At 60.4% G+C, this 19,245-nt stretch carries 15 protein-coding genes and 2 pseudogenes; 5 read left to right on the forward strand and 12 right to left on the reverse strand.

The features are described 5' to 3' along the window. Positions 1-12: 12 nt before the first annotated feature. From FCN77_RS09780 to hpaC, 3 genes are read right to left on the reverse strand one after another with little or no spacing between them, the layout of a single operon-like run. On the reverse strand, positions 13-1,512 hold the full coding sequence (locus FCN77_RS09780; RefSeq protein WP_217496255.1) for an MFS transporter: 1,500 nt from the start codon (positions 1,510-1,512) through the stop codon (positions 13-15). Positions 1,513-1,558: 46 nt separating this feature from the next. Continuing rightward, a complete protein-coding gene (locus tag FCN77_RS09785) occupies positions 1,559-2,869 on the reverse strand; it encodes an amidase (protein WP_137322116.1) in 1,311 nt (436 codons plus the stop codon). After that, on the reverse strand, positions 2,866-3,384 hold the full coding sequence (gene hpaC / locus FCN77_RS09790; protein ID WP_137322117.1) for a 4-hydroxyphenylacetate 3-monooxygenase, reductase component: 519 nt from the start codon (positions 3,382-3,384) through the stop codon (positions 2,866-2,868). Before hpaC ends, FCN77_RS09785 begins: the two co-directional genes overlap by 4 nt. Positions 3,385-3,607: 223 nt before the next feature. On the opposite strand from hpaC, the gene FCN77_RS09795 reads away from it, so the two are divergent. Beyond that, complete coding sequence (locus FCN77_RS09795) at positions 3,608-4,228, forward strand: response regulator transcription factor (protein WP_137322118.1); 621 nt, start codon at positions 3,608-3,610, stop codon at positions 4,226-4,228. Between the two features lie 109 nt (positions 4,229-4,337). On the opposite strand, the gene FCN77_RS09800 is transcribed toward FCN77_RS09795, so the two are convergent. The 6 genes from FCN77_RS09800 to FCN77_RS09825 form a co-directional block, all read right to left on the reverse strand. Next, a complete protein-coding gene (locus FCN77_RS09800; protein ID WP_137322119.1) occupies positions 4,338-5,297 on the reverse strand; it encodes a PDR/VanB family oxidoreductase in 960 nt (319 codons plus the stop codon). Between the two features lie 59 nt (positions 5,298-5,356). Further along, positions 5,357-6,097, reverse strand: a complete 741-nt coding sequence (locus FCN77_RS09805) for an SDR family NAD(P)-dependent oxidoreductase (protein WP_137322120.1) — start codon at positions 6,095-6,097, stop codon at positions 5,357-5,359. A 7-nt stretch (positions 6,098-6,104) separates the two neighbouring features. Next, positions 6,105-6,662: an aromatic-ring-hydroxylating dioxygenase subunit beta gene (locus FCN77_RS09810; protein WP_137322121.1), complete on the reverse strand. Its 558-nt coding sequence runs from the start codon at positions 6,660-6,662 to the stop codon at positions 6,105-6,107. Further along, the gene (locus tag FCN77_RS09815; protein ID WP_137322122.1) at positions 6,652-7,932 is read right to left on the reverse strand and encodes a Rieske 2Fe-2S domain-containing protein; all 1,281 of its coding nucleotides are present in this window, start codon (positions 7,930-7,932) and stop codon (positions 6,652-6,654) included. The genes FCN77_RS09810 and FCN77_RS09815 overlap by 11 nt, the downstream gene beginning before the upstream one ends. 134 nt (positions 7,933-8,066) lie before the next feature. Continuing rightward, positions 8,067-8,441 carry a hypothetical protein gene (locus FCN77_RS09820; protein WP_137322123.1) on the reverse strand — a complete coding sequence of 125 codons (375 nt, stop codon included), beginning with the start codon at positions 8,439-8,441 and terminating at the stop codon, positions 8,067-8,069. A 21-nt stretch (positions 8,442-8,462) separates the two neighbouring features. After that, positions 8,463-9,605, reverse strand: coding sequence for an acyl-CoA dehydrogenase family protein (locus FCN77_RS09825; protein ID WP_137322124.1), 1,143 nt, complete (start codon positions 9,603-9,605; stop codon positions 8,463-8,465). A gap of 128 nt (positions 9,606-9,733) precedes the next feature. Between FCN77_RS09825 and FCN77_RS09830 the strand changes: the two genes are divergently transcribed. Continuing rightward, entirely contained in the window at positions 9,734-11,302 is a 1,569-nt protein-coding gene (locus tag FCN77_RS09830; protein ID WP_137322125.1) for a PAS domain S-box protein, read from the forward strand. 86 nt (positions 11,303-11,388) lie between these two features. Here the strand turns inward: FCN77_RS09830 and FCN77_RS09835 are convergent, their stop codons facing one another. The 3 genes from FCN77_RS09835 to FCN77_RS09845 all read right to left on the reverse strand — a co-directional run bounded on the left by FCN77_RS09835 (position 11,389) and on the right by FCN77_RS09845 (position 15,392). After that, complete coding sequence (locus FCN77_RS09835; protein ID WP_137322126.1) at positions 11,389-11,982, reverse strand: TetR/AcrR family transcriptional regulator; 594 nt, start codon at positions 11,980-11,982, stop codon at positions 11,389-11,391. 251 nt (positions 11,983-12,233) lie between these two features. After that, a complete protein-coding gene (locus tag FCN77_RS09840) occupies positions 12,234-13,781 on the reverse strand; it encodes an APC family permease (protein ID WP_137322127.1) in 1,548 nt (515 codons plus the stop codon). 198 nt (positions 13,782-13,979) lie between these two features. Continuing rightward, positions 13,980-15,392: an aldehyde dehydrogenase family protein gene (locus tag FCN77_RS09845; protein ID WP_137322128.1), complete on the reverse strand. Its 1,413-nt coding sequence runs from the start codon at positions 15,390-15,392 to the stop codon at positions 13,980-13,982. Between the two features lie 278 nt (positions 15,393-15,670). Here FCN77_RS09845 and FCN77_RS09850 point away from each other — a divergent pair, with 278 nt between their 5' ends. From FCN77_RS09850 to FCN77_RS09860, 3 genes and pseudogenes are all read left to right on the forward strand, one after another. Continuing rightward, on the forward strand, positions 15,671-17,638 hold the full coding sequence (locus FCN77_RS09850) for a primary-amine oxidase (RefSeq protein WP_137322129.1): 1,968 nt from the start codon (positions 15,671-15,673) through the stop codon (positions 17,636-17,638). A 19-nt stretch (positions 17,639-17,657) separates the two neighbouring features. Then, positions 17,658-18,093: pseudogene (locus FCN77_RS26730) on the forward strand (hypothetical protein); the annotation flags it as partial. Positions 18,094-18,529: 436 nt separating this feature from the next. Next, positions 18,530-19,206, forward strand: a pseudogene (locus tag FCN77_RS09860) (glycoside hydrolase family 15 protein); the annotation flags it as partial. Between the last annotated feature and the right edge of the window lie 39 nt (positions 19,207-19,245).

Consider the following 19,245-nt stretch of genomic DNA (forward strand, 5'->3'; position numbering starts at 1 on the left):
CAGTTTTCAGTTTTAGTGTTTGGCGCCGACAGTGCTTTCAGTGTCTGCATCGTGAGCGTACTTGCGCTGTAGGCGTTGACCCGTGCGGTCGGGATTGAGGAAGAAGACGGACAGGACGCCGGCCGTAAGCAGCAGCAAGCCGGCCACGCCGAATGATTGGTGGACCCCTGAGGTCATGTTCGCGATCATTTCGACCGTGTCCTTTTGCCCTGGACTTGGAGTGCGGTAGCCGGCATTGTCCATGAAGAGACCGACAGCTGTCGGGGAGATGATGGCGCCGACAGATGCGATGCCTCCCAACGTGGCCATCAGGACTGGCCTCTGCCGGGGCCCGACCGCATACGCCATGGCGCTCGGGGCCATGGGGTAGATAACACTGCACCCGGCGGCAACTGTCAGTAGTACTACCGACGCCGCACCCGTTGTTGCGGGCAGGAGTAGGAAGGACACTCCGGCCAGGGCAAGAGACACCCCAAAGGGTATGCCGATGGCTTTGTGAACGCTCAGGCCACGCCTCATCAGGTACCGGCCGAGGATGCCCAGGGCGAGCAAGACGGCGGCTCCGAAGAGCCAGGGGAAAGTAAAGAAGACGGCGACCATTTCAGGCGAGAGATTAACAACACCTGCGAGGTATTTGGGGGACCAGGTGGTCAGGAACCCCTGCGTCCAGAAGTTAGTGAATCCCGCGAAAACGGCCACGACGAAGGAACCGGAAGTGAGGATTGCCCGCCATGGAACGCGCTGCTGACGATCGATTCCTGCCAGTTTGTCCTGCTCAGCGGAATCTGGTCCTGGAGCGCTTGTGGACGCCTCCGCACGGGCAGCTGTTTCGGATTCGAGGGCCGTCAACCCGTGGTGGGTCTCCGTTTTGGATGACTTGGCTCGCTTGCCTCCATATGGGCCATCGGCTCCCAACATGAACCAGGCTATCGTCCAGACAACTCCGAAGATTCCCAATACGCCGAAGGCCCAGCGCCAACCGAAATTGACGATAACGACGGCCAGCAGGGGGGCTGCCACTACAGGCCCGAGGGTTGAACCGATGGCGATGAGGTTGCTGGGCAAGGATCTGTCCGCCGGACGAAACCAGGAATGCGCTGATGACAGTGAGATGGCCGTCGCTGGTCCTTCGGCACCGCCAAGCAGGATCCGGGTTACGAGAAGAACTGCTGCACCACCGCCGAAGAGCATCGGAAATTGAAGAATAGCCCAGCTGAGTCCCATGGCAAGGAGCACCCACTTGATGGGGACTTTACCTGCCCAGATCCCGAGGAACACTGAGGCGATGGCGTACAGAAAGAAAAAGGCGCTGCCGATGAAGCCAAATTGCACCGTGCTGATGCCTAGCTCAGGTATCGCCTGTTGGGCCACGAGGCCCAGGACTGCCTTATCGGCGAAGGCGATGATCTGGAAGAGAACGAGCATGACCGTTATCAGCCACGCCCGCTTATTCATGCGGCCAGTTTGGACGGCCTCTGCCAGGGATCCTGGCTTTGCAGTTGAGGAAATCATTTATGCCTCTTTGTCGTCGGGGGAGTGAGGATGTAGCAGGCGCCTGCTACTGAGTGAGGGCCGGCTGGATGTGATGGCTGGCAGAAGCGCGGAGGGCGTTTTCTATGCGTTCGCCGATTTCGAAGAGCTTCGGTTCCCGGCCGGGGACGCCGATGAGCTGCAAACCAAGGGGCATCCCGAACCGGTTGCGTAATCCGGGGATGGTCAACGCGGGAAGGCCCATTGCCTGCCAGGGTCGGCTAAGAATGGGACTTCCTGTGGCTTCGCCGAGCGGTGCCGCCCCCAGGGCCGCCGGGCCCAACACTGCATCGAATCGTTCCAGCAACGCCAGAAATATGCGACGGGAAGCGGCGAGGCGCTCGAGGGCGGCATGGTACTGCTCCTCCTTGACGCCGCGGCCCGCGGTGAGGAGATCGATGAAGGGTTGGCTCAGCGACTCCGGTTGAGTGAGCTCAGCAGAGCGCTCGACGGCGGCTTCTGCAGCCATCACTGTGGCGTGGTCTTCCGCCAGACCGCGGATCAGTTCGTGGTCTGTCCACTCGGTGTGGTGAATTTCATGGCCGTTGCTGAGCACGGTGGAGGTGTGGTTCAGTGCATCTGTCATGTCCGGGGTCAGCTCGTCCAGCCCGCTGCCGTTCCAGAGCAGGAGATCCACGGAACCGGGGTTGTCCTGAGTCTCGATTGCGTCATGGCCGCTTAGGGCATCCCACGCATAGCGAAGGTCTTTCACGCTGCGGGCCAGTAACCCGAGGGAATCCAGGGATTTGCTCAATCCGGTTATGCCGGACATCGTGAACTGTCCTTGGGATGCCACAAAGCCTGCAACGCCGCAGTAGGAGGCGGGGCGGGTTAGGGATCCGGCCGTTTGCGTCCCCAGGGCCAGCGGTACCGTGCCGGCTGCGACGGCGGCTGCTGAGCCGCTGGATGAGCCGCCGGGGGTGTGTTCGGGGTTGACGGGGTTGCGGGTGGGGCCGGGGCTGAAGTAGCCGAACTCGGTCGTCACGGTCTTGCCAAGTAGCACGGCTCCGGCACCGCGTAGGAGACGAACACAGTCTGCGTCGACCTGGGCAGGAACACGGCCTTTCAGACTGGACCCGCACCCCGTCGGCAGGCCTCGGACGTCGATGAGGTCCTTTACCGCAACGGGTACGCCCCACAGCGGCCCCGGTGGTCCGCCGGCAGCCTCCAGGGCGGATGCTTGCCCGAGGGCACCTTCCTCATCCACTATTACCCATGCCCGAATTGACTCTTCCGTGTCAGCGATGGACTTGAGGCTGTCCTCAACGGCGTCATGAGGTGTGATGGTCCCGTCACGGAGTTTGGAAGTCAGCTCCAGCAGGCTGTTGGGGGCGGTCAAACTGCCACCAGTTCCGGTGTCACGGAAAGGCGATGAAACTGCCGCTTGAAGTAAACGAGGCTGTCACGCTCCTCCTGAACCTCAATGCGGTCCACCTGGACGAAAATCACTGAATGGGACCCCTGAATGGAGCGATCGCTGATGCGGCCGACGATCTTGACCAGCGCGTCCCGCAGGACCGGCACACTTCCGGCGTCCTTCTCCCAGATGTCCCATCCGAAGCGTTCCTCCATGGGTACCTTGGTCGCACCTGAAAAGTGGCGGGCGAGCTCCTCGTGTTCGCCGCTGAGGACGTTGATGCAGATCTCGCCGTTGTTCCGGAAGATGTCATGTGTAGCGCTGCCCTGGTTTACGCAGACGAGAACTGTCGGCGGCGAATCGGTCACGGAGCAGACAGCACTAACAGTTATGCCGACCCGGCCGTGCGGGCCGTCAGTGGTAACGACGTTTACTGCTGCCGGCAGGTGGGCCATCGCCGACCGGAAATCCTTCTGGATCTGGGAAAGTTCGGGCATTTTGTTTCTCCATCCGCCGTGACCGGTGCCGGTCATTTCGTGAATTCCTATAAAAGGAATCTAGAATGATTGCGGGCTAATGAGTATTGCAATTTGTCCCAGCAGGCTTTAGCGTTCGCCTTAGCAAAGTAGGTAACATCTTTACGCGATCTTCGTTGACTGCCGGGTTCCCCGGTAGGTAGCTTCAAAGGAAGCCCATTTCCCCCTTGCAAGGTCGTCATCCATGGATTCACCCGAAGCGCTCGTGTACATCGTTGACGATGATCAGGAGCTATGCGCCTCACTGTCGTGGCTGCTCGAGTCGGTGAACATCAAGTCCCGGATCTACAACGACGTGGCCACATTCCTTGCCGAGTATGATCCGGAATTGCCGGCGTGCCTGGTGCTGGATGTCCGGATGCCCAGAACTGGCGGGTTCCAGCTGCAGGAGACCTTGAACCAGCTTTCCTCACCGATTCCCATCATTTTTGTCTCAGCACATGGAGACATACGGATGTCAGTGAAGGCGTTGCGGCAGGGTGCCATGAACTTTCTGGAAAAGCCCTACGATCCCCAGCACATGCTGGACGTGGTCCAGGAAACCTTGGAGCTGGCTCAGGAGCGCTTCGAAGCCGACCGCGGACGGCGAGAAATCAAGAAACGAATTGCTAGTTTGACTCCCCGCGAGCGGGAAATACTTGCATTGGTCATCGATGGACTTCCGAGTCAAAACATCGCTCGGAAGCTCGGAACCAGTGTGAAAACGATCGATGTCCACAGGACCCGCATCAAGGCTAAAACCGGCGCGGATAGCATTGCCACGCTTGTGCGCGACATCCTGCAGCACCAAGTGCCCGTGATTTAGTACGTCATCGGCTCGGCCTGAATTCCTTGACCGTAAATGCATCAGGGCCGGCCCATAAGGGCCGGCCCTGACGCATTTCTATCATTTTGGACTGCTGCTGCCTCTATCCTCAGAAGAGCTCAAGGACGAGGCGTGAACTCTTGGCTCTCGAAACGCACGCCGCGATCTGGTCATTGGCTTTCTTCTCGCTGCTGGACATGCACTGGTCACGATGGTCAGGCTGCCCGGCGAGGACGCCCATAATGCAGGTGCCGCAGATTCCTTCCTGGCATGTGGTGTCGACTTCAACTTCGTTGTCCGCCAAAACTTGCACGATGGACTTTCCGACGGGGACCTCGTAGACCTCACCGTCCAGTTCAACCTCGAATGGCACGTCGCTGTCAGTATCGATGGGTGTGCCCGCTTGGAAGTGTTCGATATGAACGTTTTCTTCCGAAAGCACTGCCAAAGCGTGCTGTTGAACGCGCTCCATGAAGCCTTCTGGTCCGCACGTGTAGACGTGCGACACGGTAGTGAGGCCGACGAATGCTTTGTCCAAAGCAGAAGGTTGGTCCTCACGTTTGAGACCGAAGTGGAAGTGAACTCGTTCACCGAAGCCACTTCTTTCGCTGAGTAATTCGCAGAAGGCCGCTTCATCACGGGACCGTGCAAAGTAATGCAGGTCAAAGTCCTGTCCGGCGCGATGCAGATGGTACGCGATGCTGATCATTGGTGTGACTCCGATGCCGGCGGCCACAAGGATGTGGCGGTCAGCGTCAGTGGCGACCGAGAGAAGATTGCGTGGGGCGCTGATCTCGAGTTCCTGGCCGACTTCCACCTGGCCATGGAGTGCTGCTGAACCGCCGCGCGACTCTGGTTCGAGTTTGACGGCGATGATGTAGTCTTCCGCCGTATCCGGAGGACTGCACAGTGAGTATTGGCGCACCACCGCAGTGGGGCCAACAATGTCAATGTGCGCTCCCGCCGGGTAGGGGTCGAACGCTGCCCCATCTGTGCGCTGGAGGCGGAAGGACTTGATGTTACCGGTTTCCTCCAAAACTTCGGCTACCCGTACCTTGAACATACCCATGGGGCAACGCTCCTTTCTTGTTTTAGTTTGTCGTTGATCGGTGATGGCCTGGCCCAGGGTTAGCGCATGTAGATGCCGCCGTTGATGTCCCAGCAGGCTCCCGTCACCGATGAGGCGCCGGGTGAGGCCAGCAGGGCAACTGTGTCGGCAACGAATTCGGCATCGCCAAAGCGGCCCACGGGAATACTTGCCTTGATGGAGTCCAGCTTGTCGTGATCCACCGTTTCGTAAACAACGGGAAGCTCCAGTGGGCCTGGAGACACCGCATTAACCGTTACCCCGGAGGACGCGAACTCCCGCGCGAAGACCTTCGTCAGGGTCGAAACACCGCCTTTCGAGGCGGCATAGTGTGCTCCCGTAGCTGTTCCTCCGTTATGCCCGGCCAGCGAATGGATGTTGATGATCCGGCCGTAGCCCCGGTCGCGGAAGTGCGGTGCGAAAACCTGGCAGCCCAGGAAGGTCCCTTTGAGATTGATCTCGACATTGTCGGAAAAATCTTCGGGGGTTATTTCCAGAAGAGGGGCCACCTTTGAGCGCCCTGCATTGTTGACCAGGACATCGGTCCCGCCCCACTTTTCAGCCAAAGCGTCAAGGACTGCTTCGAAGTCACTCTTCCGGCGGATGTCCAGTGCTCCCGCCCAAACCGTTTCCCCTGACGGGTCAAGGCTGTCCGCGATCGGCTGGACGGATTCCGCGCTGGTGCCTGTGATAGCTATCCGGAATCCCTCTTTGTGCAGCTTACGGGCGATGATTTCGCCGAGACCTCGGGCGGCGCCTGTAACTAATGCGACGTTGTTCATGGTGCTCCTAGAGGAGGAAGCCGGAGGCGTTGACGGCTGAGTCGGAGTTGACTAGGCGGATGACCTTGAGGTCGATCCGGGCATCGTCGCCAGCAATCTTGATCCGGTGGGTGAGGTCAGCGCCGAGCATCTGGAACTTGTCGCGTTTGAAGCCCACGAGCACCTGTGCTGAACGTAAGGTGACGGTGTTTTCCGTGATCTCCTGGACGGTGAAACGGGAGATTGTCCGGGAGGTGCGGGCCGCAGCGACGGCAGACATGGAGTAGCCCTGTACTAGGCGGGTTACGCGCATGTGACGCATCCGGGCGTCATCGTAAACCATGTTCAGGGACGATTCGAAGTCCGCAACATTCGGTTCAACCGGGATGACGTACTTAGCATCTTCTGTATAGAGGGTCTGCCAGACTTCGTAGTCCTTATCGTCGAGAAGTTGGGCTTCGAGCCAGATAAGTTCAATTGCGCGGACGACGCGGGGATCAGACAGGTTGCCAAGACCCAGGTCAAAAGGCTCGCGGGCGGGGCGGTTGTCGATCGCTTCCGCTTCTTCAGGTGCCTCAGTTGTCATCGCTCATCATCCTTTTCCACATTGCGTACGATTCGCGCATGCCGGTTTCATCCGTCACATGCGAGGTCTTCCAGCCTTCTTCAACGGTTTCTTCGCGGCCAAGGCCGCGGTTGACCAGAATCGGCATATCCGGGTTGGCTACTGCTCCGCGCTGTACCCGGTCCCACGCCTCCGAGTCATCGGAGGTGCCAAAACCGAAGGGGCCTTGGAAGTGCTCGTGAATGCGCAGTCGCTCCCGGTTGACGCTTTCGGGTCCGCCGTCCAGGCCGAGTGCCATGTGCTGGATTTCGGTTTCATTGACGGAGATGGGGCGGAGCACACGGAAGAAGGACATGGACAGTGAGAGGTTCGGGAACAGGTTCAGGTTGTAGCCGGCGCCGTGCATGGTGCGGACGATGCGGCGCACCTGTTCCTGGGGCATGGTTTCGGACAGCTCGTCGATGATGTGGCGGAACCGTTCCTGGAGTTCTTCGGAACCGTCATCTTCTTCGAGATCAACGTGTTCGGGGACCATAACAGCGACGCTGTGACCGTTGCCCAGAGCGTGGGTGACGGCCTTCTCATCGGTCATGAAGGAGAGCATGTCTGCGGTCTCTGCATCGACCGAAGCCATCCAGGAGCGGTGCACGATCGGGAAGTGGTATCCGTCGGTGGTGTTTTCAAGCTGAATCTTCCAGTTGCCCCCGAACCGGAACTTGTGTTCGCCCTGGACCTTCACCGGGAAGCCTGCGCCCTGCTTCATGAAGCGGTCGATCCAAATCTTTGCGTCGCCAAGGAATTCCTCGAGAGGTTCGATGTCCGTCTTGAACGTGGCAAAAATGAGGCCGTTGTACGACTCTACCCGCAGCTTTTGGAGGGAGAGATCCTTCTTTTCGATGACACCTTCGTATCCGTCCGGATACGGGATGCCCCTGAGGTTTCCCTCGAGCGAGTACGACCAGGAGTGGTAAGCGCATGTGAACCCGTTGGCCTTGCCTTTGGGAACCTCGCAGACGCTGGCGCCGCGGTGCCGGCAGCGGTTGAGGAGAACGTTGAAGTTGCCCTTGCGGTCGCGGTTGACTACGACCGGCTGCAGGCCGACGTGCGCCATTTTAAAACTTCCGGCATCGGGAATCTCGCTCTCGTGGGCGACCCAGACCCAGGTGCTGTAGAAGATCTTTTCCATCTCCCAGTCAAAAATTTCGGGATCGGTGTAGAGCCGGGCAGCAACACGGTCGTCGGCTGCCAATCCGGCGAAACCGCCTGACCGGTCTGTAGTTGGGACAGTCATCGGTACTCCTTCAGTTGCGGGTAAAATATTGGTTGAATCTCGGGCGTCTCTGTGCCGGTTCGTGGACGAAGAGCTTTTCTGTCTGAAAGTGGCTTATAAGGGCAGTGCCGCCCTCGACAACCAGCTGCCATGGCTTATCCTGCTGGGGCCACGTCGTCACGGATCACGAGGGCGCGCCCGATGCGGGCCTCGACCGTTGCGTAATGCCAGAGGGCGTGCTCGCCGATCATGGTGGTCCGGAAAAGGTTGCAGGCGTCTTTAACGGTCTCCTGAGTGTCAACGTCGGCGAGGATGTAACAGGTCCAGGGCCATCCGGTGGAAGGGCCCACCATGTGGGAGTCGTCATCCATGTTTCCGATGACCTGCACGCCTTGCATGCCTGCCATTTCGGACATCATTCCTGAAAATGCGGTCCAGACACTGCCGATTTCATTCTTGGGGAGGTCGAAAAAATTCTGGTTGATGCCAATGCAGAAGAGTACTCGCAGCGGTTCAGCGGTGGTTGTCACGTTAGCTCCTTGGTGCTGTGTCTAGATGAATGCCGGGATGGACGGCGGGGTGCCCATGAGGACTGCGCCCGCGCCGTCGTAAATGCCGTCTCCGAGGAAGGCATGCTGGGTGACGACGGAGGCGTCCCGGAGGTATCGCTGCATAGGGTTCGAATCGTAGATGGCAGCGGTTCCAGACAAGGTGTAAGCGCTTTGGACTGCTGCCGCCCCGACTTTTGCAACGTGTGTTGATGCCAGGCGAAGGAGAGCCCTTTGCTTGTCTGTGGCCGGGTCGCCGGCGCTGACCGTAGCGAACACTTCTTCAGAAATCTCGTAGAAGAACGCACGGGCCGACAGCAGGGACGCTTCGGCTTTGGCGATGTCGATGCGGTAGTAGGCTCGGTCGGCCAGTTTTGGAGCGCCGGTGATCCCACTGCGTCCGCTGCCGACCTGGATGGCGTAGTCGAGCGCTGCCCGGCCCGTACCGAGATTTACGGCCGCAAGTACCTGGGCAGCATAGGCAATCGCTGGGTAGCGGTACAGGGGCTCATCCACGGTCGGTTCACCGCCCCGTACAAACGTCCATTCATCCGGTACGAACTCTCCCTGCACGCGCAAATCGTTGCTGCCCGTGCCCTTAAGTCCGATGACATCCCAGTTTTCGACAATCTGAACCTGGTCCGGGCGCAGCAGCGCCGTGAGGGGCTTTCCGTTGCTGTCGTCTCCGCCAGCCAGCCCAACGCCGATAATGTCCGCGCCCCGGCATCCGCTTGAGAACTTCCATTCGCCGGTGACGTTCCATCCCCCCGGGAGACGGTCCACCTTTTGGACGGGGAAGAGTCCGCCTGCAAATACAACGTCCGGACCTTCGGCATAGAGCTTCGCCTGGGTTTCAAGCGGCAGGGCAGCCAGATAGACCAGAGCAGAACCAAAACTCGCCACCCAACCGGCCGAGGCGTCAACCGCGGAGATGCGCTCAATAATCTTCAGGAAGTCGGCCGGCTGCAGGGCATCCCCGCCAAACTGCTTTGGGGTTGCTGCGCGGTAGATTCCAGCCTTTTTGAACTCCGCAATCACATCAACGGGTACCGACTTCTGATCACCGAATTCTTCGCGGCGTAGCTCTACCGTCTTCAGCACCTCGTCTAAGGTAGCGCTTGAAGTCGTGTTCAGGACTTCTGTCATGTGAGGCTCCCACTCGTTCAGCATCGAATTTTGTCTTCTTCAAAGCTATGGGAGTGCCGATTACGCAACAATTGGAGATTCTTCGTGGGCCAGCACAGCATTACCTTGGTTTGCTAAGGGATTCACCTATGCCCGGCGGCGGCCGTCCGGGCGTAAAATTCCTTGTGTCCAACTCCTCTTTAGCTAGCGAGCTACCCTTTCCTGAGGTCGGCGACTACGCCAGCCTTATGCAGTCGCTGACATACTGCATCCTCATTCATGATGCCGAGACCAAAGACATCTTGTGGGCCAACCAGGCAGCATGCGACATGCTGGGGTTCAGCCTTGATGAATTGAGGCCTCTTAAAGCGCCGGACATGAGCAGCGCTGATCCGAAATTCCGGCGCTCCATCGGGGTTCATTGGCTACAGGATGCCGTCGATCATGGCATGAGCCGCATTGAATGGATGTACAAGTCAAAGACTGGCCGGGAGTTCCTTTCAGAGGCAATAGCCGTGAGCGTGGAACTGCGTCAGCGGCCGGTCATTATGGTTCAGTTCCGTGATATCGAAAAAGAGGAACTGCTGAAGTCGGACCTGCAGCGCACTGAGGGAAGGTTGCAGGCTTTCCTGCGGCACATGGCTGAAGGAATTCTGGTCGTGGATCAGGATTCGGTCATCAGTTATGCCAGCGTCGCCGGCGGCGAGCAGCTCGGCACGGACGCCGACCAGCTCATCGGCACGGCTCTTCTGGGGCTTTGCACGGCGCCGTCCAAGCTGGTACTCCAAAAGGCCCTTGCCAACCCCCACCCGGAAGGATCCCCGGTTAGCCTGCGTTTGGAAATTGCGCGCCCTGACGGGACCACGGCCTGGTTCGGAGCCAGCTGCCAGTACATTGCCTTGGAGCACGATCTGACCGGCACACTGGTGCTTCTTCACGACATATCTGACCAAGTGGCGGCCGAGAAACAACACCGGCGGGACCTTGAGCACCTCAACTATCTGGGCCGATACAACGCGATGGGAGACATGGCCATGGCCATCGCCCACGAGTTGGGCCAGCCGCTGGCCGCGGCCACGAACTTCATCGAGGGCGCAGCGCGACGGCTCCGCAATCCGGAAACCAGCATGCACGACCTCGAATATGGGCTCGACAACGCCAAGAAACAAATCAGCCGCGCAAACCAGATAGTCTCCAGTCTGCGCGCATTCGTCGTCCAGCTTGAGCAGTCTGAACAGATTGTCGACCTCAACGACATTGTCGAAGATTGCCTCTACTTCATCATGCTCCGGGCCCGGCAGCACGATACCGAGATCCAAGTCGTGAAAGGCAACGTGCCCATTTGGATCAGATGTGAAAAAGTGCTCACCGGCCAGGTGATCTTAAATCTCTGTCACAACGCCATTGACGAGATGTCAGGCTGGCCGCCGAAGGAACGGCACGTCACGATTACGACCTACGCCACGGCTGATTCCGGTGTCTTCCGTGTCGCCGATCGCGGCAAGGGGTTGGCCCACATCCCGGACGGGCGCATTTTCGACGGCGCCTTCACATCAAAGTCAGCCGGGAGCGGCATCGGCCTCGCCCTCAGTCACCGTATCATCACACGGCAACAGGGCCGCCTATGGGCCGAAGAAAACGAATCACGAGGGGCCTCGTTCACCTTCGAGTTGCCGCTCGCAGTAGTGGATGACACCGACGACGGGCAGGCAACCTAAGATCCTGAGCCGGGTAACAGCCGAAGGACATAAGATGGCGGGTCTCTCGCAGCCCCAGGGCCGTCGAAAATGAGGCGGTCGGACAACTATGGGATGTGGATGAGCCGGAGCAGAGCTTCCAGCTGCGAAATGAGCTGGGCCGGGGTGGAGGTGCCAGGGGCGAGGGCAACGCCGATTTGAGCCCCCAGAAGCATGTTCATCAGGATCCCGGCGAAGTCATCATCGCTTATCCCAGGGACAGTTTCCCCAGCGGCCCTGGCGTCCCGGAGGTGGACGAGGATCCTCTTGCGCCACTGTTCCATCGATTGTTCGTGCAGCGCAGATTTGGACGCATCGGCCAGCGCGCGTTGCCAGAACGCTATGACGATTCGAGCTTCGCTCTGCTTTACCTCGTCCAGCGGCAGTACCTCGTGGCAGAACACGCGGAGAGCAGCCAAGCCCTTCTTGCTCCCGGTGGCCTTATCTATTCGTTTGTTCGTCTCGTGAAAGACATGCTCGAAAGCGAAGGTGAGCAGTTGCTCTTTGCTGCTGAAGTAGGGTTTTAGGGCGCCATTGGCGAATCCTGCCTCTGCAGCGATTTCCCGCATGGTCGCGCCGCCGAGGCCATCGCGGGCGATGAGCCTCCACGTGGCGCCCACCAGCTGCACTCTTCGCTGATCGTGATCAACAACTTTTGGCAAGAAGACTCCTTTTACTCCGTCCGTCCTGCGGACCCCACTTAGAGTAACTGGACGGTTCGCTCGTGCTTCATGGGATCGCCGGGTATAGCCATAAGCCCCGAATCCAAGCTTACTGTCTCTTGGCCAAACTCTATGCCGGACTATTGTGCTGGGATGGCCGCTACTGGGGGATGGACAGACGGTGCGCAACACCAACGGCACCCTCGGCGGCCCGGTGAGGGCGCCGAGGGTGCTGTGCATGCATCTGTTGGCTATGCCTGGGCGACCTGCAGGACCTCGCTATCCGAGGCTTGCTGGCCGGAAGGGTGTTCTCCGACCGGGGCTCCTTCGCTGCCGTGTCCGATGCCGTCATAGACAGCGGGAGCCTTGGACTTGAGGTAGTGGCCCCACCATAGTCCAGCGGCACCCGGTAATAGAGCGATGGCTGGGAGGATCCATGAAAGGAGTGACGAGCCTGAGGAACCGATGAGTACGTCAAAGTTCACGAAAATGAGTACGCAGACGACTCCCAAGGCCAAGGCGCTGAGCAGCGGGGCGATGAATCGGGTCCAAAGTGAGTGCCCGTGATGGTTGGCACGGAAGTAGCCCCACACGGAGAGGGAGACCAGAACCATGAGAAACACCAGTCCGAGGGCGGCTGTGTTTGAGAGCCAGGTGAAGAGAGTCAGGACCGGAAACAGGGAGCCTAGTTCAGATCCTGTCCCGGCTACGGCGAAGACCAGGACGACGATCAAGGCTATGGCGGATTGCGTGAGTGAGCCGGCGACCGGGGCGTGGGTGCGCCCGTTCACGTAAGCAAGGCGCTTCGGCAGCACGTTTTCCCTGGCTAGGGAGAAGATGTATCGGGCAACCGCGTTGTGGAACGCCAGAAGCGAGGCGAAAAGGCTGGTCAGGAACAGGGCCTGGGCTACGTCGGCCATGAGCGTGCCGACATTTTGGCCGAGAAAGGCGAACAGCAGTTCCGGCCCCAGTTCCCTGGATGCTCCAACGATTTGGTCCGGTCCGGTTCCGATCATCATGGCCCAAGCCGAGAATGCATAGAACACTGCGATGATGGCGACGGAAATGTACGTTGCCCGGGCAATGGAGCGCGTGGGGTCTTTCGACTCCTCGCTGTAGATTGCCGCTGACTCAAAGCCCATGAAGGACGCGATGCTGAAGGCCAGGACGGCGCCCACTCCGGCGGTGAACAAATCACCCGGCATCAGTCCCGCTGACGAAACCCCTTCGGGCTGCACTGCAAAGGCGGCGACGTCGAAGACGATGACAGCGAGGAATTCGAGTCCGACCATTATGGCCACTACGCGAACCGAGAAATCGACCTTGTTAATGCCTAGCCACGCAACAACTACGAAGGCCACCGAGGCTGTTGCCCACCAAGGGATTTCTGCCCCTGTCTTGGAGTTGATGAAGGCGGCCGAGGCGAATCCGAAGAGACCATAGACTGCGATCTGGATGCAGTTGTAGGCAGTCAGTGCAATGAACGAGGCTGCAACACCCGTTCTCTTCCCGATACCTTGGGCTATGTATGCGTAAAAGGCGCCGGCGTTTCGGATTTTTGTGCTCATGGCCGCATAGCCGACCGTGAACAGGGTGAGGGCCACGCCCAGCACAATGAAAGAGAGGGGTACGCCTATTACTCCGCTCACGGCGAAGTTGCTGGGGTAACCTCCGGCGACAACAGTTAGGGGCGCCGAGGCGGCAATGGTCATGAAGACCAGCGCGGGAACTCCGAGCGTGCGTCGGCTTAGGCCTGGCGGGTCCGCGGTGACGGGAGTGTTTGGGGTTTGGTGGGACATTTCAGCCTCCGAAAGGTGGATGCGAGAGCAGGGGGAGTTGTTCGACCGGTGCCCGCTGCATATGCCTTGTTCAAAAAATAGCAACTGCGACAAAAGCGGGGCCGGGAAGGTATCAGGTGGGGGAGGCGCCATCGCATCCCCCACCTGACTGAGTCTATGTATCGAGTCACGCGGCGAACCGCTAGTGGTTGACGGCGCTTAGCCGTTGATTACTTGGGGAATGCCCAGGGCCTTGAGTCCTTCAACGCCGAATTCCAGGCCGTAGCCGGACTGCTTCGATCCTCCGAAGGGAATCAAGGGGTTGACCATTCCGTGGGAGTTGATCCACACGGTTCCTGCCTGGATGCGGGATGCGACTTCGCGGGCTGCGGCGGGGTCGGAAGACCAGACCGAGGCGCCAAGTCCGACGTCGAGCGCATTTGCCTTGGCGACCGCCTCATCAACGGTGCTGTAGCGGATGATCGGGAGGGCGGGGCCAAACTGTTCCTCGGCGACCAGCGGGTTGTCGTTGTCGATGTCGGCCACCAGCGTGGTGGGGTAGAAGTTGCCGGGCTGATCGGCATCGGGGTTGCCACCGAGCAGGACACGCGCGCCGGACTCCTTCGCTGCCTCCACGAGCCGGGCGACGATGTCGAACTGCTGCCGGTTCTGCAGCGGACCTAGCACGTTGTTCTCGTCCAGGCCAACACCCATCGGCATCGCGGCCGCCACGGCGGTTAGCTCAGAACAGACGGCGTCGTAGATGTCGTCGTGGACGTAGAGGCGCTTCAGTGCGGCGCAGGTCTGGCCGGTGTTGATGAACGCGCCCCAGAACAGACCTTCAGCGATGGCCTTGGGATCGGCATCGGGCAGGACAATGCCGGCGTCGTTGCCACCCAATTCAAGGGTCAGACGCTTGACAGTATCCGCCGAGGACTTGATGATCGCCTTGCCCGTGGCGGTGGAGCCGGTGAACATGACCTTCCCGATCGCCGGGTGCTCGGCCAGGCGGGCGCCGACGTCGCGGCCGCCGCTGACCACCGACAGCAGGCCTTCGGGCAGTTCCTGGTTGATGACCTTGATCAACGCAAGCACAGACAGCGGTGTGTATTCGGATGGCTTGACTACCACGGCGTTACCCATGCGCAGGGCCGGTGCGATCTGCCAGACGGTGATCAGCATCGGCCAGTTCCAAGGGCCGATGGCACCAACGACGCCGATGGGCCGATAGTGGAGTTCGGCGCGGGTTTCGCCGTCGTCCACCACGGTTTCCGCGGTCAGCGGGGTAGCGGCGGTGGTGCGCAGCCAAGCGGCACAGCCACCCACCTCAAAGCGGGCATTCGGGCCGTTCAGCGGCTTGCCCTGCTCGCGGGAGAGCAGTTGGGCGAGCTCTTCCGCAGAGCGTTCGACGGCATCGGCGGCCTTCATGAGCACGGCGGACCTGGCCTCGTGGCCCAAGGCAGCCCACGCCGGCTGCGCGGCAGCGGCGCCTTCAATGGCACCCTCGAGGTCTTCGATGGTGTGGATCGGGGCTTCGCCTACGGGCTCGCCGGTCGCCGGGTCAAAGATCGTCCTTGATTCTGCCGTCGACGACGCTTGTTCGACGGTTCCCGTGGCTGTGCTGATGCTCATCGTGCTCCTTTTAGTGCGTTGTTTGCAGGGGCCGAGAAGGCGGCGTCCGGTGGAGGTGCGGCTCTGCCTCGGCAGGGAAGTCTTTTGCCGTCATGGGCCTATCTGCTCAGATGACGGGTGTGACACAACACACAGTAGACCGACCGCGGGCGCCTGTCATCTTTTTTCCACAGATGTCGAAAAAAAACTTTAACCCTTGTGGGGGCCATCACAATCGCGTATTCTCTACAGTCATAGAAAAAACATTTCCGCCACTTTTACGTTGAAGCCGAGGATCCATGAGCACTCCCGTACTGCAGACCGCCCCAATCCACCCGATGACAAGCCCTCACGAAATCACGGCGGTCCAGTCCCTGTTGAGTTCGAACGGCCTGCTGGGGCCAGAGAAGCGGATAGCCTACCTGGGGCTGCTGGATCCCTCACGCGGGCAGGAAGGACAGGACCGCCGGTTCCGGGCCTTCATTCATGACGTTTCCGGCGCGGCACCCGTCGACGTAGTTGTATCCCTGGCCCGTGGTGAGATTGACTCCGTCACCGAACTGGACACTAAAGTCACCGGCGAACTGCCGGTGCTGGAGGAAGAATTCGAGCTGGTGGAGGTTCTGCTCTCCACGGATGAGCGCTGGCTCGCCGCCCTCGCGGCACGTGACCTGGATGTCGCCAAGGTCCGTGTCGCCCCACTGTCCGCAGGCGTCTTCGAGTACGCCGAAGAGAAGGGCCGCCGCATCCTCCGTGGCCTGGCGTTCGTGCAGGACTTCCCGGAGGACAGCGCCTGGGCCCACCCCGTGGACGGGCTCGTGGCATATGTGGACGTGGTCAATAAGGAAGTCACCCAGGTCATTGACCTCGGGGCCATGCCGATCCCGGCAGAGCACGGCAACTACACGGACCCTGAACTGACCGGGCCGCTGCGAACCACGCAGAAGCCCATCAGCATCACCCAGCCGGACGGGCCCAGCTTCACGGTCACCGGCGGCAACCACGTGGAGTGGGAAAAGTGGAGCGTGGACGTCGGCTTCGATGCACGCGAGGGCGTGGTGCTGCACAATTTGGGCTTCCGCGACGGTGACCAACTGCGCTCCATCATCAACCGGGCGTCCATTGCCGAGATGGTGGTCCCGTACGGCGACCCCTCGCCAATCCGGTCCTGGCAGAACTACTTCGACACGGGCGAATACTTGGTGGGCCAGTACGCGAACTCGCTGGAACTGGGCTGCGACTGCCTGGGCGATATCACCTACCTCAGCCCAGTGGTCTCGGACGCCTTGGGCAACCCCCGGGAAATCCGCAACGGCATCTGCATGCACGAGGAAGACTGGGGCATCCTCTCCAAGCACTCCGATATGTACACAGGCATCAATTACACCCGCCGCAACCGCCGCCTGGTGATCTCCTTCTTCACCACCATCGGCAACTACGACTACGGCTTCTACTGGTACCTCTACCTGGACGGCACCATCGAGTTCGAGGCCAAGGCCACCGGCGTCGTCTTCACCAGCGCCTTCCCGGAAGGCGGCTCGGACAACATCTCCCAGCTGGCGCCCGGCCTGGGCGCCCCGTACCACCAGCACCTGTTCTGCGCCCGGCTGGACATGGCGATAGATGGCTTCACCAACCGGGTCGTGGAAGAAGACGTCGTCCGGCAGACCATGGGCGAAGGCAACGAACGCGGCAACGCCTTCTCCCGCAAGCGCACTGTGCTGACCCGCGAATCCCAGGGCGTCCGTGAAGCCGACGCCCGGAGCGGCAGGACCTGGATCATCTCCAACCCCGAATCCCGCAACCGGCTGGGCGAGCCAGTGGGCTACAAGCTCCACTCCGAGAACCAGTCCACGCTGCTGGCAGACCCGGGATCGTCCATTGCCCGGCGTGCCGCCTTTGCCACCAAGGACGTCTGGGTCACGCGCTACTCCGGCGACGAGGAGCGCTACCCCACGGGCGACTTCGTGAACCAGCACTCCGGGGGAGCGGGCCTGCCGGCCTACGTCGCCCAGGACCGCGACATTGACGGCCAGGACATCGTGCTCTGGCATACCTTCGGCCTCACGCACTTCCCGCGCCCCGAGGACTGGCCGATCATGCCCGTGGATACTGTCGGGTTCAAGCTCAGGCCCGAGGGCTTCTTCGACCGCAGCCCGGTTTTGGATGTACCGGCAAACGCTGCCGGTTCGATGTCTTGCCACAGTTCTGCCGCGGACTCCGCACATGGTTCCGCCCACGGCGAGGCCGACGGACACTGCCAGTGAGCCCCACCCGGAATCGCGAATGACGTCGACGGCGGGACGGGTCCGGTCAGCCGGACCCGTCCTGCACCCCCGGGTCCGCGCAGCCCTGACGGCTGTCTCCTGTCTGGTGCACCTGTGGCTCGCGGCAGCGGGGCACCATGACACCTGGCTGGGAGTCCTCATGATTGCCCTGGCCGCCGTCTGTGTTCCCTGCACGGTGCATATTTGGCAACATAAGCCGCGTCGGCGCCCTCCACCAGGTGACTCTCTCGGCCTTGGCCATGGTTGCCCTGCACTCCGTCCTGCTGTTGGGAGCGGGCGGTGCCGGACACGCCCACGGCGGAGGGCCGGCGTCGAACGTTGTTGATACTTCCGGTGCGGCCGGACAGCTGCTGGTGATCGGTCTGGAAATCACGACGGCGCTGCTCGCCGCGACGCTGGTAGCCAGGCTGAGGTGTCGCGCCCAACTGCAGGCCTCTCATCCTCGCGTCTGGCTGAAATCCAGTCGGCCGAGGACCCAAGGATTCTCAAAGTCCCGGCCCGGGAGGTCTCTCCCGGCACGGATCCAAATCATCCGTTCAGAAACCCGCACGGAAAGGAACCCTTGCTTTGTCTACAAGTTCGGTTACGAAAAGTGTTGAGAGGCACCAACCCATGTGGGACTCCATGCAGTCGGGAGACATTGTTGTCCTGGAAGGAGCCGACGTGGGATCACATGCACGTGTGGAGGATAGGACTCAGGACGGGAACATGGTCTGGGTCCGCAATGAATTCAATGAACGGAAACTGGTTCATTTCGAGGACTGCACAGGAGTAGGCATCGTCAATAGCTCCACCTGCGGCATGCGCTGATGTACAGGACCTCGGCGCAATCTCGTGGGGCGTGAGCTCGGCTGGCTTCGCGTGCTTCGTCTGGCCGGATACCGGAATTCAAAGCCTGTGCGTATTGGAAACGCCGCGTCGCCCAGTTCCAGGCCGACGTTGTCGGTGAAGTCATGGTGGCGTTGGAAAGGCTGCGTCTGGCGGGAGGCAAGGAAGACCACTTCTCCTGGGCCCTTCAGCGCCTTCTGTTGCGATTTGTTGAGAAACACATCGAGGACCGGGACATTGGTCTGTGGGGGATGCGCGGCAATGCCCAGTACTTCACGCATTCCCGGCGGACGCCAAACCGATGCGGCCTTACTGGTCATGCCCCAGGTTGGGTTCCTTGCCTACGACGATGAGCACATGCTGGGCACTGTCGCTCGGCTGGAGAAGGAGCTCCTCACCGACGGCGGTCTATTGCTGCGCTACCGTACCGAGAGCGGGGTCGACGGGCTGGATCCCGGAGAGCACCCTTTCCTTGCGTGCTCGTTTTGGCTTGTGGAACAGTACGCCCGCACAGACCGCAAGGCTGATGCCACAATTCTCATGGACAAGCTGGTGGGGTTTTCCAACGAGCTCGGCCTGCTTAGTGAAGAGTACGCGGTGAAGGAGCAAAGGATGGCTGGCAACTTTCCGTAGGCCATTTCGCATCTGGCCCTAGTAAGAGCGGCCACGCAATGCATGGCGTCGACCGTCTCAGCTTGACAGTTCATACTGCAGCGTAGGGATCCTTAAAACCACTACTACTTGTTGGGAATCAGGCC

Source organism: Arthrobacter sp. 24S4-2 (genome assembly GCF_005280255.1).
Lineage (GTDB): Bacteria > Actinomycetota > Actinomycetes > Actinomycetales > Micrococcaceae > Arthrobacter.

Bases quoted from the DNA above. Each gene is read 5' to 3' on its own strand.
- FCN77_RS09800 (WP_137322119.1), bottom strand. From the start codon at position 5,297: ATGGGTATGTTCAAGGTACGGGTAGCCGAAGTTTTGGAGGAAACCGGT.
- FCN77_RS09815 (WP_137322122.1), bottom strand. From the start codon at position 7,932: ATGACTGTCCCAACTACAGACCGGTCAGGCGGTTTCGCCGGATTGGCA.
- FCN77_RS09780 (WP_217496255.1), bottom strand. From the start codon at position 1,512: ATGATTTCCTCAACTGCAAAGCCAGGATCCCTGGCAGAGGCCGTCCAA.
- hpaC (WP_137322117.1), bottom strand. From the start codon at position 3,384: ATGCCCGAACTTTCCCAGATCCAGAAGGATTTCCGGTCGGCGATGGCC.
- FCN77_RS09830 (WP_137322125.1), top strand. From the start codon at position 9,734: ATGCCCGGCGGCGGCCGTCCGGGCGTAAAATTCCTTGTGTCCAACTCC.
- FCN77_RS09795 (WP_137322118.1), top strand. From the start codon at position 3,608: ATGGATTCACCCGAAGCGCTCGTGTACATCGTTGACGATGATCAGGAG.
- FCN77_RS09850 (WP_137322129.1), top strand. From the start codon at position 15,671: ATGAGCACTCCCGTACTGCAGACCGCCCCAATCCACCCGATGACAAGC.
- FCN77_RS09810 (WP_137322121.1), bottom strand. From the start codon at position 6,662: ATGACAACTGAGGCACCTGAAGAAGCGGAAGCGATCGACAACCGCCCC.
- FCN77_RS09840 (WP_137322127.1), bottom strand. From the start codon at position 13,781: ATGTCCCACCAAACCCCAAACACTCCCGTCACCGCGGACCCGCCAGGC.
- FCN77_RS09845 (WP_137322128.1), bottom strand. From the start codon at position 15,392: ATGAGCATCAGCACAGCCACGGGAACCGTCGAACAAGCGTCGTCGACG.
- FCN77_RS09805 (WP_137322120.1), bottom strand. From the start codon at position 6,097: ATGAACAACGTCGCATTAGTTACAGGCGCCGCCCGAGGTCTCGGCGAA.
- FCN77_RS09825 (WP_137322124.1), bottom strand. From the start codon at position 9,605: ATGACAGAAGTCCTGAACACGACTTCAAGCGCTACCTTAGACGAGGTG.